Raw genomic sequence first — 15962 nt, forward strand, 5'->3', positions numbered from 1 at the left:
ATAGTAAAGAAAAGCTGATCTAAAAAAAGATATTGGAGGGAATGTTTTGAATAACGCCTTAGCTATTTCATTTGTTGCCTCATGAAATAAGGCTCCATGCAGTTTTTCCCTTCTGCGATACCAGGAAATGCCTTAGCGGTGCATTGGTCTCATGAACCAGTTCCTCATCTGCCTGTAATACTGCTGCTGCATAATGTTTTGCCAAATCTAACAAGCCTTTGTCATTGACTAAACTTGCCAGCTTAAAGTTTAACACTCCACTTTGTTTTGTACCCTCAATATCGCCGGGACCACGCAATTCGAGATCTTTTTCGGCAATGGCAAAACCATCGTTGGTAGCGCACATGATCTTTATACGTTCCCGGGCATCGTTGCTTACTTTGCTGCCTGTTAAAAGAATGCAATAGCTTTTTTCGCTGCCACGCCCCACACGGCCACGCAACTGGTGTAATTGCGAAAGACCAAATTTTTCGGCACTTTCTATTACCATTACGCTTGCATTGGGCACATTTACGCCAACTTCAATTACGGTTGTACTAACCATAATGTTTGTATCATGGTTTATGAACCGTTGCATATTAACATCTTTTTGCCCGGCGGGCATACGGCCATGCACCATGCTGATGCTGTAACGGGGTTCGGGAAAATAGCTCTTCACCTGGTCATACCCCTGCATAAGATCTTCGTAGCTTAATTTTTCGCTCTCCTCTATCAACGGGTAAATAATGTAAGCCTGTCTTCCTTTTTCTAATTCTGTTTTAACAAAATCCATTACGGACGCCCGTTGCATTTCGTTTCGCTGTACGGTAAGAATGGGTTTTCTGCCGGGCGGCAATTCATCCATTACACTGTAATCAAGGTCTCCATAGGCCGTCATGGCAAGTGTGCGTGGTATGGGTGTTGCGGTCATGACCAATATATGTGGTGGTATTACGGCTTTTTTCCAAAGCTGCGCCCGTTGCGCCACACCAAAGCGATGTTGTTCATCAACAATAGCAAAACCAAGGTTTTTAAACTGCACCGCATCTTCAATAACGGCATGTGTACCTACCAGCATGTGGATACTGCCATCGGCAAGGCCTGCGTGCATCTTTCTGCGCTCTGCTATTTTTGTGCTGCCTGTCAGCAGCCTTACCTGCACCGGCATATCTTTCAGCAGCTCCTGCAGGCCGTTGTAATGCTGCTGGGCAAGAATTTCTGTTGGCGCCATCATGCAGCTTTGATAGCCGTTGTCTGCAGCAAGCAGCATACACAATAACGCCACAATGGTTTTACCGCTGCCTACGTCGCCCTGCAAAAGACGGTTCATCTGGTGGCCCTGCGCAGTATCTGCCCTTATTTCTTTTATGACTCTTTTTTGAGCACCGGTTAGTTCAAAAGGCAGGTAATGATTATAAAAAGCGTTGAAGAGGTTGCCCACTTTTTCAAATACAACGCCTTTGCTGCTTTTATGCCGCCGGAGCTTAGTAAGTTCCAGCCTTACCTGGGCTATAAAAAACTCTTCAAACTTTAACCGGTTTACTGCGGCTTCGTAATCGAGCAATGTGCGGGGTATGTGTATGTCACAAAAAGCTTTATAGCGGCTTACCAGCTTTAATTTATCCAGTATGTGAAATGGAATGTTTTCCGGTATGTCTCTCTCTGCAACCTGTGCAAGCATTGCAGACGTAAGCTTACCAATCTGCCTGCCATTTAAGGCTCTTGCCTTTAATTTTTCGGTGCTGGGATAGATGGGTTCCAGGAAATTTTTGCCTTCCAGTATTGCCGTTGTTTTTGGCTCAATCTCGGGGTGACTTATCTGCGGTTTACCATTAAAAAAACTCACTTTCCCATACACGAGGTACTCACCGCCGACATGCAATATTTTTTGCACCCAGTTTATACCCTGGAACCATACCAACTCAAGATATCCTGTACTGTCTCTGATTTCTGCAACAAGACGTTTTGCCCTTTTTTCCCCGATCATTTCTACACTGGTTGCTGTGCCTGCCACCTGTATGAAGTCTGTCTGTAAAGAGATGGATGAAATGGTATTTACAGCAGTTTTATCAATATGCCTTAACGGGAAATGTTCGAGCAAATCCCGGTAGGTAAAAATGCCTAGTTCTTTCTTCAACATATCTCCGCGTAATGGCCCCACACCTTTAAGATATTCTATCGGAGAATCAAGTATGGAATGTCTTATTTCTATTATACCTGTTTTGCGGTAAAAATAATGAATGCAAACAAGTAACAGTTAACGCATATAAATTGTAAACATTGATTTACCAAAATGATCGCCAGACTATCTTTGTGCGAAAACTATACTTTTTTGACGCCGGTAAAATTTGAGATTAGAAAAGAGGAGTTCTGGCTTTCACCTGGCAGAATGATCTGGTATCCGAAAGAACGGGCCCTCATTATTGCTGACCTGCATTTGGGCAAAACCGGGCATTTCCGGAAATCCGGTATTCCGGTGCCGCAAAATGTATATAAACAGGACCTGCACACTTTGTTTACAGGTATTCAACATTACAAGCCTGAAAAATTATTGATCGTGGGTGATATGTTCCACAGCAAGGCCAATAAAGAACTGGATCTTTTTTTTAAGTGGCGCAACGATGTTTCCCAACTTCACATCAGGCTGGTCAAGGGCAATCACGATATACTCCATCAACAGTATTATACCGATGCTGCAATAGAAACGGTAAACCATTTTACAACGGGCTCGTTTTGTTTTATTCATGATATTTCAGATGCCGCGATAGATGATGCCGCGGAGCAATTTTATTTCAGCGGACACATGCACCCCGGCATAAGCCTGTATGGAGGAAGCAGGCAATCTCTGCGATTTCCCTGTTTTTACTTTACGAAGCAATACGCGGTACTACCGGCCTTTAGCGCTTTCAGCGGGCATTACATGATCAAACCCAAAAAAGGCGAGCACGTTTTCGCTATCGTAAACCAGTCAATCATACAGGTACATTGATAAAAATAGCCTACGACAAAATATTTGCGCATACATTACCCGAAGGCCACCGCTTTCCAATGCTAAAGTATGAACTGATCCCTGAGCAACTGATGCACGAAGGAACTATTACCACAGCAAATATTTTTACACCCGCAGCATGTAGTGAAGATGTAGTACTGCTTACACATGATAAAGCTTACCTGGATAAACTGCTAAACCAAACACTTTCTGCCGGTGAACAAAGACGAATCGGATTTCCCCAAACCCCGGAGTTGACACAGCGTGAATTAATGATAACACAGGGCACGATTGATTGCTGCTTTTATGCAATGGAAAACGGGGCCGCTATGAATGTGGCAGGTGGCACGCATCATGCTTTTGCAGACAGGGGCGAGGGCTTTTGTTTATTGAATGATATGGCCATTGCTTCAAACTACCTGCTGCGGCAAAATCTTGCAGGGCAAATATTAATTATTGATCTAGATGTGCACCAGGGCAATGGCACAGCAAAGTTATTTGAACACAACCCCCGTGTTTTTACTTTTAGCATGCACGGTGCACATAATTACCCGTTTCATAAAGAGCACAGTGATCTTGATGTGCCATTGGCTGATAATACTGATGATGAAACTTACCTGGCATTATTGCAAACGCATTTACCAAAACTGCTTACCGACCTAAAACCTGACTTTGCATTTTTCCTTTCCGGCGTAGATATATTGAATACAGATAAATACGGTAAGCTGAAGGTGAGTATGGAAGGCTGTAAACAGCGCGATGCAATAGTGTTTTCCCTGTTAAAACAACACGGAATACCCGTAACTGTTGCTATGGGGGGTGGTTACTCGCCTCATATAAGAACTATTGTAGAAGCTCACTGCAATACTTTCAGGATGGCGGTAAACATCTACGGATAGCCAACAATGACTAATCTTCGCGTTTGCTGCATATTGGTACAGCGGTACAAGAGTGCGACGCAACGATGCTTAATTGAAATACAAAAGCCGGGTTCATAAAAAACCCCGGCTTTTATGATAACGTGCTATAAAGCTTATGCTGTATACTTTTTAAACACCACTGTAGCTATGTGGCCACCGAATCCAAAGGTATTACTCATTGCACAGTTTACCTCCCGCTTCACTGCTTTGCCCAGCGTAAGATCAAACCTGCCTGCAAACTCAGGCTCTATATCTACAGAATTAATGGTAGGTGGAATAATGCCTTCGGTGATTGCTTTTACAGAAGCAATGCCTTCTATAGCGCCTGCTGCGCCAAGCAAATGGCCGGTCATAGATTTGGTGGCGCTGATATTTAGTTTTGCGTTGTTCCCAAATACCCGTTCAATGGCTTTTAATTCACTAATGTCCCCCACCGGTGTAGAGGTAGCATGTGCATTCATATAATCTACATCTTCCGGCGTAAGGCCTGCATCATCAAGCGCTGCCATCATTCCAAGATAGGCTCCTGTTCCTTCGGGGTGGGTTCCGGTCATATGGTAAGCATCTGATGCCATACCGCCACCTGCAACTTCAGCAATAATGTTTGCACCACGTGCCAATGCATGATCAAGGCTTTCCAATACCAGTGCACCGGCACCTTCGCCAATTACAAAACCATCCCGGTTTACATCAAACGGGCGAGATGCAAGTTGCGGATTATCGTTCAGGCTGGATAATGCTTTCATAACACTAAAGCCACCCACGCAGCCAATAATAATCGGGTTTTCTGCGCCACCCGTAACAATCATGTCCGCTTTTCCCCAGCGTATCTGGTGCAGTGCATCTACCATAGCCGTATTTGACGAAGCACATGCTGTAGCAGTAACATAGTTTACGCCACGCAGGCCATGACGTATTGAAATAATGCCAGATGCAATATTCATCAGCATTTTGGGTATAATAAACGGGTTAAATCTTGGCGTACCGTCTCCTTTGGCAAATTCAAACATCTGGTCCTGGTACGTTTGAATACCACCATTACCAGAACCCCATATAACACCTACCCGATCTTTATTCAGCGTTTCAAAATCGATGTTCGCATGTTTAATAGCCTCGTCCGAGGCTGCTATAGAATATTGCGTATAGAGGTCGTATTTTCTTGCTTCTGCTTTTTCTACATAATTAAGCGGGTCGAAGCCTTTTACTTCACACGCAAATCTTGTTTTAAACTTGCCCGCGTCGAAGCGTGTTATAGGGCCTGCGCCACTCACGCCATTGATCAGGTTGTTCCAGTAATCATTTACATTATTGCCGAGAGGGGTTATTGCGCCCATCCCTGTTATTACAACTCGTTTCATAAGTTTTTTACGTTTAGTTCCAGCGGGGTTACTAAATATTTTGAGCCGCAAAATTAAGGCATAGCAGCCCATAAAAGATTAAATACCAATAAACGCACTGCATACAAGCGTTTATAATCAGCAAACACGCTTAAACTAACGGTGATTATTGTGAATCCGGCAGTAGTGCTTATGGCATCGCCTGTTGTGTCACTCACTTGTGCGTTAGGTTCTTTACTGAGCTGTTGCCGCGCGGCTGATTATTGCACAACCAGGTTTTACGCAAGCACCAATACAAAAAAGAGCCCCGGAGAACCGGAACCCTTCTTAATGCACAAACGAGAAAACATTGTTGCAGTATTTTACCAGTTACTAAACCTTATACCAACCGCGTAAGGGTATTGCTTTAAACCCTGTTCATGCAAAGGATTGGTACTGTAACTGCCGTAAATTCTTATTGGCCCTAACCCTGCTTCAGCTATATACGCAAGGCGCCATGGGTCAAGATCAAAATCGCCTTTTACTTTTTGTTTGCCACGCTCATCGCTTATTTGTTTGCTGCGGCTGGCATAGCGATAGCCGGCACTTACACCTACGCTAAAACTTAAACCATGTCTTTTATTTGGTGTAGGGTCAATATTCAGCATAAGTGGCACTGTTACATAATCCACTGCCAGTTTATTTTTCGAAAAGCTAATGGTATCACGGTAAATATATGCATCAGGACTTTTCTTATAAGAAATGTTGGTTGAATAACGGTAGTTGTACAGTTCAATACCAATACCATACTTCAGGTTTACCACATGGCTCACCAGGTTCAACTTTTGCATAAACAGCCAGATATTTACGTTGGACGATTTTGCGTTTCGCAAATCAAGATCACCGCTTGTAAAATCCGCACCGCCCTGTGCATTGAGGTAAGCGTTTGCCTCCGGGGAGCCATATACGGTCTTATCCCTCCAATTGGCAAAGCCAAGGTCAAATATCAGCCAGTTGGTACTAACATTCTTTCTTTTCCACGAACTTGTATAACTGGTAGAACCCATGTTGCTTTCATCGCCGATCGTGATATCTATCGAATACTTTTTTACCGGTATTGTGTCCGAAGCAGAAGATGTAGAAGTTGCTCTCGATTTATTCTTTTTTACGATGATGAAATTGCCAACCTTAATTGTATCGGGTTCATTTTGTCTGGCCGTGTCTGACTGGGCAAATCCTGGTAGTGTCAGCAGGAAAAATGCTGCTGAGTAAATAACGCGCTTCATATCTGTTTTTGGTTAAAATTTGTACTAATTGGTATTTAATTCGAGATTGGCAATCTGCAGTTTACCATCTTCGCTTGCTGCCGCCTCTTTAGCCTTTCCGGCAAACAGGCCGCCCACTTTCTTAACTAATCCGCGGACTTTATTTTTATTTATCTGTAACGAGCCTACATAAAGTGCTTCCCTGTTTTCATCTTCATCCGTATTCAACTCTTTGTAAACCGCGTGAGATACATAGTTTTTACTGGTTTCTGGTTTGGTATTTTTTGCAGTTACAACATTATTGTCATTGTCCTGCTTTGTGTTGTTTTTTGCTACAGCGTAACCAGGCTTATCTGTTGATGTAATATCTGTATTTTCTACTGGTTGTGTTATTGTGGTTTCAACAGGTTTCTTAACAGCAACAACTGCAACTTGATCATTACGCTTTACTGCAGCCACATTGTTTTCTAAAGCATTTTTGTTACCGGCAGTTGTTTTTGTTTTAACGCTATTGTGCGTGGCCTGCTTATCTGCAAACACCGTTTCATTTTTTTGTTCCGGTTGCTGTGGTGCTACGACCACTTCAGGTAGTGTATTGTTTTGCTTTTTTCCGCCTGCAGCTATATCATCTACCCTATCTGTTGTTACGGAATCAATGTTTTGAGCTACCTGGTTATTTGCTATCTCAGCATTACCTCCTGCAGACCACCACAGCAGTGCAATTACACCTGCCACGGCAGCAGCAATTGCAAAGCGTATAAATAAAGGTATTATGCTGCCATCCCTATCTTTGCGCAATAAAGTGTCTTTATCCTTAAAAATGATCGTTTCCGCTTCCAGCTTTGTTTGCTTCAACAGCGTAAACTCATCCTGGAATTGTGGATTTTGTAAAACAAATTTCTCTACATCGTTCTTCGAATCATTGGAAAGTTCATTGTCTACATACAATAAAAATTGTTCCTCGTAATTGTCTGCACCAATGCTGTTAATTTTTTGAAGCAACTCATTTTTATGCATAAATACCTGCGACTCATCAACAGGCAGTTTAGTTTGGTTCAGCATTTCCAGTTCAGGTAAAAGATCCGGGTTCTGGCTGGCAAACAATTCTACCGCTGCACGTTCCTCTGTTGTCAACTCGTCGTCAACATACATTAAAAAGAACTCTTCATAATTATGCCTTGTAATCATCTTTTCAAAATTTCAAGTTTCGGGCCAAAGGCCGTTCACTTAGTTTAGTTTCTTACATTACATTTTCAGGACTTACCAGGTAATTCCTTAATGCCAGCCTCGCCCTGTGTAAATATACTTTGACCTGTCCTTCATTAAGCCCAGTAATCTGTGCTATTTCATCGTAGCTGTACCCTTCATAATCTTTCAGCATTACCAGGCTTTTTTGCACCTCGTTCAACCGGTTAAGCGCATCCTGCAATGTTTTTTTCATATTGTTTACAGGCTGGTGGTGTACCTTCAGCTCCGCCGGAAATTCTTCCTGCAGGTGTACCCGTTTTGCTTTCCGCAAATGATCAATCATCTGGTTGTAGGCAACAGTAAACAGGTAAGATTTACTCTTGCCGTTTTCAACTGCATCCCTGTTGCGCCAAAGTTTTTCGAAAGCACTCTGCACCACATCCCTCGCATCTTCTTCGTGCCGTAAATTTTTTACGATGAAGCGAAAAACATTATCCGCATATTGATGTACACATTCGTTGTATTCCCGTTCCGTCATAAACAGTGTTTCCTGATTCGTGCATTAAAAGTACACTTGTTATACGTGCCTGCCTTTTGAATGTTACAGTAACGGAGAGATTTTTTTGTGACCGGGCGGCAACGCATGGTGGCATCACCTGTTGCGTCGCACTCTTGTACGTTTGGAGCTTCATTGGGCAAGTGCGTAGAACGAAGAGAAGATCATCAGAACCAGGGCTTTTACTGTGGTCCTTTTATCGCTTTATGCCATTAAAGTTTTTTAGGTTACAGGTACAAAGGCAGGCTGAATGTGGCAAGTACATGTTCGTCAAGGTGGCGCTGGTACCAGTCGTTGAAAACAAAACTTACTTCTTGCACCTCGGTTACGCCAAAATGAAAATTGCGGTAGTACTTCAATCGCTCCACAAACTTTTGCGGTTGTTGCAGTGCATGCCTGAACCGAATAACGGTAGCATGTGCCGTGTGTATCTGGTACCGCTTATCAATTGAAGATTCCAGGTCTGTATTTTTGAAATTAGAGCGAAGGTTATTGCGCAGGTTTTCTATTTCGTTTCCGGCAAAGCCTTGCACCATAATACAGGATGGAGATGCAGTAATTCCCTCAAAAAAAACAGGAAAAGATGTAATGCCATGCAGGCTTTTTTTGATAATGGCAATATAATCCCGGGCATGAATACTGGCCAGTTTAAAGCCATTATAACAGGAAATAATGGAAAGAACCGTAACATGAATATCAGGGGTTGGATAATAATACTGGCCCGGTTCAATGGCCCGAAGATCGAGCAGCATTTGATGTATATTCTTTTTTACATTCCCGGATGGCTTGGCAACCAGCGTTACACCAAACCTGTGGTCTTTTACCGAATCTATTAATGTATCAAATTCGAATGCATTTGCCTCAAATTTTGACAATGCATTATTCCACAGGTTTGTATAATGCTCTTTTAGCTGCATCTGGTAAAACAATTTAGTGATATTATCTATATTGTTTGGCAACTGTACATTACTGACGTAATTAAGAAAAGCCGGTTACAGTCTTCGCACATGTTCAATAAAGCTTCAGCCGTACAAGAGTGCGACGCAACAAAAGCTTCATGCTTATTCTTTTGCCTGGCTCATAAGTCTTCTTCTCTTTCGAGCATTAGTATGGCGCTTTGAGGAACAATGAAATACTTCTCTCCTTCGTACATTACCTCTGTTGCGCCGCTTAAAAGAAATATTGCCAGGTCTCCTTCTCTGGCCTGCAGCGGCACATATTTTACCTGCTCTTCCTCACCTTTCCAGGACTCACTTTCTACCGGTATTGGTATGGCGTAACCCGGACCTGTTTTGATAACATACCCCTGTTGTACTTTTTCTTTTTCCTGCACACCGGGTGGCAGGTAGAGGCCACTGGCTGTTTGCTCACTTGGTTTTGACGGCCTTATCAATAACCGGTCACCTATTACGATCAGCTTCTTCAGCTTATTGTCGGGCGTTAATAACATATACAATGAATTGTTCTACAAAATTAAACACAACAATTAAAGCAGCGCTAACACATACATTCAAAAAAGCGCTAATAATTGGAAATGCTTTAACAAAAAAATGCCCGATGTTTGTCTTACCTTGTTAAAAGCGTTACATTTATTTGAAAAAATTTTACAATTATGGAAGGAAATAAATACAAAATTTTGTTGTGTGAAGATGATCAGAATCTTGGAATGGTCTTAAAGAATTATCTTGAACTGAGCGATTATGATGTAACGCTGGAAAGAGATGGCCGCCTTGGACTGGCAGCTTTTCAGCGTGAAAAATTTGATATATGCCTGCTGGATGTTATGATGCCAAATATGGATGGCTTTACACTGGCAGAAGAGATCCGCGATATTGACCCTGAAGTTCCGCTGTTTTTTTTAAGTGCGAAAACGATGAAAGAGGACATTATACAGGGTTATAAACTGGGTGCAGACGATTATATAACCAAGCCTTTTGACAGTGAAGTATTACTGCTGAAAATAAAAGCTATTCTAAAACGTAACGAGGAGTTGAACAAGGAAAGTGAAAACATGCAGTTTGATCTTGGCCGTTACCACTTTAACCCAAAATTGCGTGAGCTGATACATGATGGTAAAACACAAACACTGTCGCCAAAAGAAAATGAATTGCTGAAGATGCTGGCAGAACACAAAAATGACCTTTTACCAAGAGAGCGTGCGTTGAAAAAAATATGGGGCAGCGACACTTATTTTAACGGCCGCAGTATGGATGTTTACATTGCCAAATTGCGCAAATACCTGAAGGATGATGAGCAGATTGAAATCGTAAATATTCATGGCAACGGTTTTAGACTTGTAGCGCCTTAGCCAGATATATTTTTGATAAAAAAGGGATGCAGTGCATCCCTTTTTTGTTTGCTTATTGCAGCATGATCATTTTTTTAGAAGCGATCAATTTACCATCTATGAGTAATGAGTAAGTGTATGAACCAGACCTTAGTTCACCCGCATTTACCTGTACCTGGCCACTGTTATTGGCCCGCATAGTTTTAACCAGTACACCGGTAGCATCGTAGATATTGATCTGGCCGTTGGCCCCGGCCGGAATGCTGTAGCGTATTGTAGTTGACTGGTTAAACGGATTAGGTTTATTCTGCTCCAGTACTGCAGAAGAAGATGCCATTAAACCAGATGTGTTTAAAGAAGATGCGGCCACACTGCCTGATTCTACTTTTACCAGGCGCTCCTGCAGCTCATTAATGATTTTTTGCTGCTCCTGCATGCCTTTGATAAGCACCGGGATAATATCAGCATACATTACACCCATTCTTGCAGCAGGCACTTTTTCTCTTGCACCTGTTTCTTCGTTTATTTTATACTCATAATCGCGCACTACCTGGGGCAACACTTTTTGAATTTCCTGGGCTATTACGCCAAACTTGTCGCCACTTACGCTGGCAGTAGCACTGTTCCACTGGAATTTGACGGGTCGAAGCTGCATGATTTCTTTAAGACCATATTTGAGCTCTTCAACATTCTTTTTATCACGCAGGTCTGAGGTATTGATTGTTCCGTCAACAGCCCATACTTCATTCCACCTGAGTAATGATGTACCAAGATCTCGTACATTATCTGTGCTGGGAACAAATGTAGAGTTAGCGCTGATTGTATTAGCACCCGCATCAGCGAGTGTTTCAACAGAACCAAAACTGAGTGTCCCGCCTGCTATATCAAGATTGCCTGCATCAGATAAACTCATCCTCGTAATGTTACCATTGGTTCTGAATTGCAGCGTATTGGAAGTTCCAACGTAAATAATTCCGCCGTCTGCTGCATTAAGATTATCCCCAAATAAAATCCCTCTTTCGCTGGCGCTTGGCGTGAGCAGGTTTATATAATTGTTTGTTGAGTTTTCAATAACCAGCGGCGCATTACTGTTAGCGGTAACGGCCCCGGCACTTCCTCTTAATACATGCAAATTACCTTCAGGAAGCGTAGTGCCAATACCAGCATTTCCTGACACATATAAGCCATTGGCCGGTGGTATTGCCGAACTGCCCACTGACACACCGCCACCAGCATCTACATACAATTTAGATAATCCGGCAACCTGTACCCTGAACGGGTTTTCACCTGCATCGCTGTTTATATGAAGCCTGGTGTTTGGCAACGTGGTTCCAATACCAACCTGGCCGTTTGAGTTAACGATCATCCGGGCAACATTCACTACATCTATCTGGAAGGGGTTGGTGCCCGCTGCAGTAGCATTGATGTGCACCTGCGCATTTGGTGCTACCAGGCCAAAGCCCCAGAAACCACTGGTACTAAGTAAACGTGCTCGTTCTATATTATTGGTTTCGAAAATTACGGGGCGGTTATTGTTGGAACCAAGTGCCCCACCACCTACCGGTAAGTTGTTTCCACCTACCGTCCATTGTGAAAATGATGATGTGCCTGCAAGTAGAACGACCAAAGAGAGATACAAAGACTTTTTCATAAGTTGATGTTTAAAAATTAATAAAATAGTTAGCGTTGGCTGGCAACAGGGTTACGGCGGTATATCGCAACCCGTAAAATATTTATAGCACACAGCAACGTGCCTTACTGTAATGTGTACACTACAATTCATGATAATTGATTTAGGTTGCTGCAATAAAAGTGTAGTAAAAGGGTGCCTGCCTCGTGTGCTTAAGAATTCGTTTTGGTATCCGGTTTTGCCTTGATTTTGAAAAAGCAGTTTATCGTTAGCTTGTAGTAAAATATAAACTTAAACCGACAAATGCAAGTGTTCGATAAATTATTTTTTAATATGAGAATGGTACCAGCTATAGTTTTTCATGGCATCTTCGTTGCGTCGCAATCCTTTCATCTGCAGAATAAATATTAAACATTGAAAGAAATATTTGACAAACTAAAAAAATTAGTATATTGCGCTAAATGCGTTAGTTATGAGTTATGCCGGAAAAAATCTTCGTTACCTGCGCAAGCTGCGTGGATGGACACAGGAAGAATTTGCGAACAAACTAAAAATTAAACGTTCTCTTATCGGGGCTTATGAAGAAGAACGTGCCGAACCAAGACTGGATGTATTAGAGAACTTATGCGCCCTGTTTAAACTCAGTCTTGATGATCTGTTGTTGAAAGATCTTTCAGCAACAAAGAACACAGATAATTATCTCGAAAAAAGAAGGCAGCTAAAGATGTCTGCTGAAACGCAGGTTATTCAATTTGTGCCTGTAAAAGCTGCGGCCGGTTATTTGGCGGGTTATGCAGATCCTGAGTTTATTGATGAGCTCAACACATTTACGTTGCCAATGCTCGGTTCGGGAAACTTCAGGGCATTTGAAATTGTGGGTGACAGTATGCTGCCTACACCAAGCGGCAGTGTAATTGTGGGTGAGAAAGTAGAAGATATTGAAGATATAAAAGCAAATAATACCTACATAGTTGTTTCCAAGGGAGAAGGAATCGTTTACAAACGTATTATGAAGAATAACCGTTTGAAAGATAAGCTTACGCTGGTGAGTGACAACCCTCAGTATACACCTTATAACGTAAGTACCACAGACATCATAGAAATGTGGAAAGCGCAAATGGTTATTACAAAGGCCAATACTGTACAACGCTGGGATGTAAATCAACTTGCCGGGCTTGTAAGTAATTTGCAGGAGCAGGTGTCAAGCCTGAAGAAAAAACTGAATTAAGGATGTGTGTGTTATAAGCATACATAAAATGAGGAATAGCCTTTCGCTTCGTTCTTCGCTTTGCTCAATATAGTTTCATCAGTTGAAGAGTGCGACGCAACAGTTGCCTGATTGAAAAGCTAAAAGCCGGCTTCAAAAAACTTTTACTAAAAAACCCATTTGCAATGCAAATGGGTTTACTTTTTTACCATGGTATATGTTAGTTTCCATATTCACTTAAAAACCTGATACGCATTATTTTTAACTGCTCCCAATCATAACCACCATCGGCAAGTTCTTCCTGCGCTACCTGTAGAGAAGATGTCTGGCAGCTTTTAAAATAATCCATTATTTCGTCCTGCTCATCTTCATCAAGCATCTCTTCAATGGCATAATTCAGGTTAAGCTTTGTTCCGCTTGCAACAATTGTTTCCATTTCTTCGAGCAGTGCATCCAGCCTGAGGTCTTTGTTACGGGCTATTGTCTCCAGCGGTATTTTTTTGTCAACATTTTGAATGATATAGATCTTGTTGTTGCTTTTATTGGCAACACTTTTCATTACAAAATCGTCTGGTTTTTCTACATCATTTTCATCTACATATTTTGCAATCAGCTCAACAAATGGTTTGCCGTACTTGATTGCTTTGCCTTTGCTTACACCCTGGCATTTCTCCAGTTCCTGCAATGTTGTGGGAAACATGGTAGCCATGTCCTGCAATGATGATTCGAGGAAAATAACAAACGGCGGTAATCCTTTTTTCCGTGCTTCTTTCTGGCGCAGATCTTTCAGCATTTCGAAAAGCTTATCATCTGCGGCAGCACTGGCTGCACCGCCGGATTCTCCTTCATCATCATCTGCATTAGCTTCTTCAAAGAGATTATTCAGTACAATTTTAAAGCTGGAAGGCTTTTTAAGGAATTTTGCACCACCATCTGTAAATTTCAGTAATCCGTATTCTTCAATATCTTTTCTTATCAGGTTTTCCAGTAGCATTTGCCTGATAAGACTGTTCCATAAGTGTTCATCTTTGTCTTTCCCAATTCCAAATTCAGCAATTTTTTCGTGCCGGAACATGGTAACCTGCGGTGTGAGTTTACCAATCAGCACGTTTACTACATATTCAGCAGGGAAACGTTCATCCAAAGCTTTCACCACTTTGAGTACTTTAACGGCTTCTTCTTTTGCTTCTATTTTTTCTTTCGGATGCAGGCAATTATCGCAGTTCTGACAGTTTTCGTCGTGCCTGTCTTCCCCAAAATAGTGTAACAAAATCTTGCGCCTGCACACAGAACTTTCAGCATAAGCTACTGTTTCGTTAATAAGCTGTGCGCCGATCTCCCGCTCACTGAGCGGTTTATCGCGCATCAGGTGTTCGAGCTTTAAAACATCTTTGTGAGAGTAGTAAAGAATACATTTTCCTTCCATACCATCCCGACCTGCGCGGCCTGTTTCCTGGTAATAATTTTCGATAGATTTTGGAATGTTATAATGTATTACAAACCTGATATCGGGCTTATCTATTCCCATTCCAAAGGCAATGGTTGCAACAATTACCTGCACATCTTCATTTAAAAACTGATCTTGCCTGTCGGCCCGCAGTTTAGCATCGAGACCGGCATGGTAAGCAACCGCCTTAATATTATTTGCCACCAGTACCTCTGCAAGTTCTTCTGTTGTTTTACGGTTAAGTGTATAGATTATACCGCTTTTACCCATGTTTTGGGATATAAAGCGGACTATATTTTTCACCGTTTGATCTTTTTTTACTTTCGGTTGAATCTCGTAGTAAAGATTAGGGCGGTTAAAGGACGAGATGAAAATATTGGGCTGCCTTAAGCCAAGATTTTTTACAATATCACTCTGCACTTTAGGAGTAGCCGTTGCGGTAAGAGCTACTACTGGAATATCAGGATTTATAATATCCATCATTTCCCTGAGCCTTCTGTATTCCGGCCGGAAGTCGTGGCCCCACTCAGATATACAGTGTGCTTCGTCTACAGCAAAAAATGAAATGGTAAGATCACTAAAAAAATCGAGGTTTTCCTGCTTGGTAAGCGTTTCAGGCGCTACATACAGCAGCTTTGTTTTGCCTGCAGTAAGATCATCTTTTACTTCTTTAATCTGGCCTTTGTTAAGAGACGAATTTAAAAAGTGCGCTACATTATCGTTTTCGCTGTAACCACGCACCAGGTCTACCTGGTTTTTCATGAGCGCAATTAAAGGGCTCACAATAATGGCACAACCTTCCAAAATCATAGCGGGTAGCTGGTAACACAAACTTTTACCTCCCCCGGTTGGCATAATTACAAATGTGTCGTTACCATCCAGCAAACTGTTGATGGCTTCTTCCTGCCTGCCTTTAAACTGATCAAACCCGAAGTGTTCTCTAAGCCCTTCGAGAATATCATGATTATGTGCAATGTTGCTTAGTGATTTTTTTGATACTGGTTTTGTAGCTGCTGGTTTTGCTACAGCTTTCTTTGAAGTTGACTTTTTACTAACGGTTCCCATTGTTCACGTAATTTCCATCCCCGCTCATATTCCGGGATGTTTAAATTTAACTGATAAGATACTACATTTCGATCGGAATGGTCAATTAAATAGTTACCTTTTTTAGCTATTAC

The 15962-nt window shown here is 42.0% G+C and carries 13 protein-coding genes; 4 read left to right on the top strand and 9 right to left on the bottom strand.

Translation table 11 applies throughout. From position 1 onward, the window contains the following. Positions 1 to 79: 79 nt before the first annotated feature. Positions 80 to 2236, bottom strand: a complete 2157-nt coding sequence (gene recG, locus I5907_RS02915; RefSeq protein ID WP_231402049.1) for an ATP-dependent DNA helicase RecG — start codon at positions 2234 to 2236, stop codon at positions 80 to 82. Between the two features lie 36 nt (positions 2237 to 2272). Between recG and pdeM the strand changes: the two genes are divergently transcribed. Together pdeM and I5907_RS02925 are read left to right on the top strand one after the other, a co-directional pair. Beyond that, entirely contained in the window at positions 2273 to 2968 is a 696-nt protein-coding gene (gene pdeM / locus I5907_RS02920; protein ID WP_196989229.1) for a ligase-associated DNA damage response endonuclease PdeM, read from the top strand. After that, positions 2965 to 3867, top strand: a complete 903-nt coding sequence (locus I5907_RS02925) for a histone deacetylase family protein (RefSeq protein ID WP_231401948.1) — start codon at positions 2965 to 2967, stop codon at positions 3865 to 3867. The genes pdeM and I5907_RS02925 overlap by 4 nt, the downstream gene beginning before the upstream one ends. A 134-nt stretch (positions 3868 to 4001) precedes the next feature. Here the strand turns inward: I5907_RS02925 and fabF are convergent, their stop codons facing one another. The 6 genes from fabF to I5907_RS02955 all read right to left on the bottom strand — a co-directional run bounded on the left by fabF (position 4002) and on the right by I5907_RS02955 (position 9663). After that, positions 4002 to 5246 carry a beta-ketoacyl-ACP synthase II gene (gene fabF, locus I5907_RS02930; protein WP_196989230.1) on the bottom strand — a complete coding sequence of 415 codons (1245 nt, stop codon included), beginning with the start codon at positions 5244 to 5246 and terminating at the stop codon, positions 4002 to 4004. A 341-nt stretch (positions 5247 to 5587) separates the two neighbouring features. Continuing rightward, entirely contained in the window at positions 5588 to 6490 is a 903-nt protein-coding gene (locus I5907_RS02935) for an outer membrane beta-barrel protein (protein WP_196989231.1), read from the bottom strand. Positions 6491 to 6514: 24 nt separating this feature from the next. Further along, entirely contained in the window at positions 6515 to 7657 is a 1143-nt protein-coding gene (locus I5907_RS02940; RefSeq protein ID WP_196989232.1) for an anti-sigma factor, read from the bottom strand. A 52-nt stretch (positions 7658 to 7709) separates the two neighbouring features. Beyond that, positions 7710 to 8195, bottom strand: coding sequence for an RNA polymerase sigma factor (locus tag I5907_RS02945; RefSeq protein WP_196989233.1), 486 nt, complete (start codon positions 8193 to 8195; stop codon positions 7710 to 7712). A gap of 245 nt (positions 8196 to 8440) precedes the next feature. Beyond that, positions 8441 to 9130 carry a 2'-5' RNA ligase family protein gene (locus tag I5907_RS02950; protein WP_196989234.1) on the bottom strand — a complete coding sequence of 230 codons (690 nt, stop codon included), beginning with the start codon at positions 9128 to 9130 and terminating at the stop codon, positions 8441 to 8443. Positions 9131 to 9291: 161 nt separating this feature from the next. Then, complete coding sequence (locus tag I5907_RS02955) at positions 9292 to 9663, bottom strand: co-chaperone GroES (RefSeq protein ID WP_196989235.1); 372 nt, start codon at positions 9661 to 9663, stop codon at positions 9292 to 9294. A gap of 162 nt (positions 9664 to 9825) precedes the next feature. Between I5907_RS02955 and I5907_RS02960 the strand changes: the two genes are divergently transcribed. Beyond that, positions 9826 to 10521 carry a response regulator transcription factor gene (locus I5907_RS02960; protein WP_196989236.1) on the top strand — a complete coding sequence of 232 codons (696 nt, stop codon included), beginning with the start codon at positions 9826 to 9828 and terminating at the stop codon, positions 10519 to 10521. A 52-nt stretch (positions 10522 to 10573) separates the two neighbouring features. Here the strand turns inward: I5907_RS02960 and I5907_RS02965 are convergent, their stop codons facing one another. Further along, positions 10574 to 12151, bottom strand: coding sequence for a tail fiber domain-containing protein (locus I5907_RS02965; protein WP_196989237.1), 1578 nt, complete (start codon positions 12149 to 12151; stop codon positions 10574 to 10576). 451 nt (positions 12152 to 12602) lie between these two features. Here I5907_RS02965 and I5907_RS02970 point away from each other — a divergent pair, with 451 nt between their 5' ends. Further along, positions 12603 to 13358, top strand: coding sequence for a LexA family transcriptional regulator (locus I5907_RS02970; protein ID WP_196989238.1), 756 nt, complete (start codon positions 12603 to 12605; stop codon positions 13356 to 13358). A 199-nt stretch (positions 13359 to 13557) separates the two neighbouring features. Here I5907_RS02970 and recQ read toward each other — a convergent pair whose 3' ends face one another. Continuing rightward, positions 13558 to 15849 (bottom strand): DNA helicase RecQ, encoded by a 2292-nt coding sequence (recQ, locus tag I5907_RS02975; protein ID WP_196989239.1) that lies wholly within the window; start codon positions 15847 to 15849, stop codon positions 13558 to 13560. Positions 15850 to 15962: the final 113 nt, after the last annotated feature.

This window comes from Panacibacter microcysteis, assembly GCF_015831355.1.
Classification (GTDB): Bacteria; Bacteroidota; Bacteroidia; order Chitinophagales; family Chitinophagaceae; genus Panacibacter; species Panacibacter microcysteis.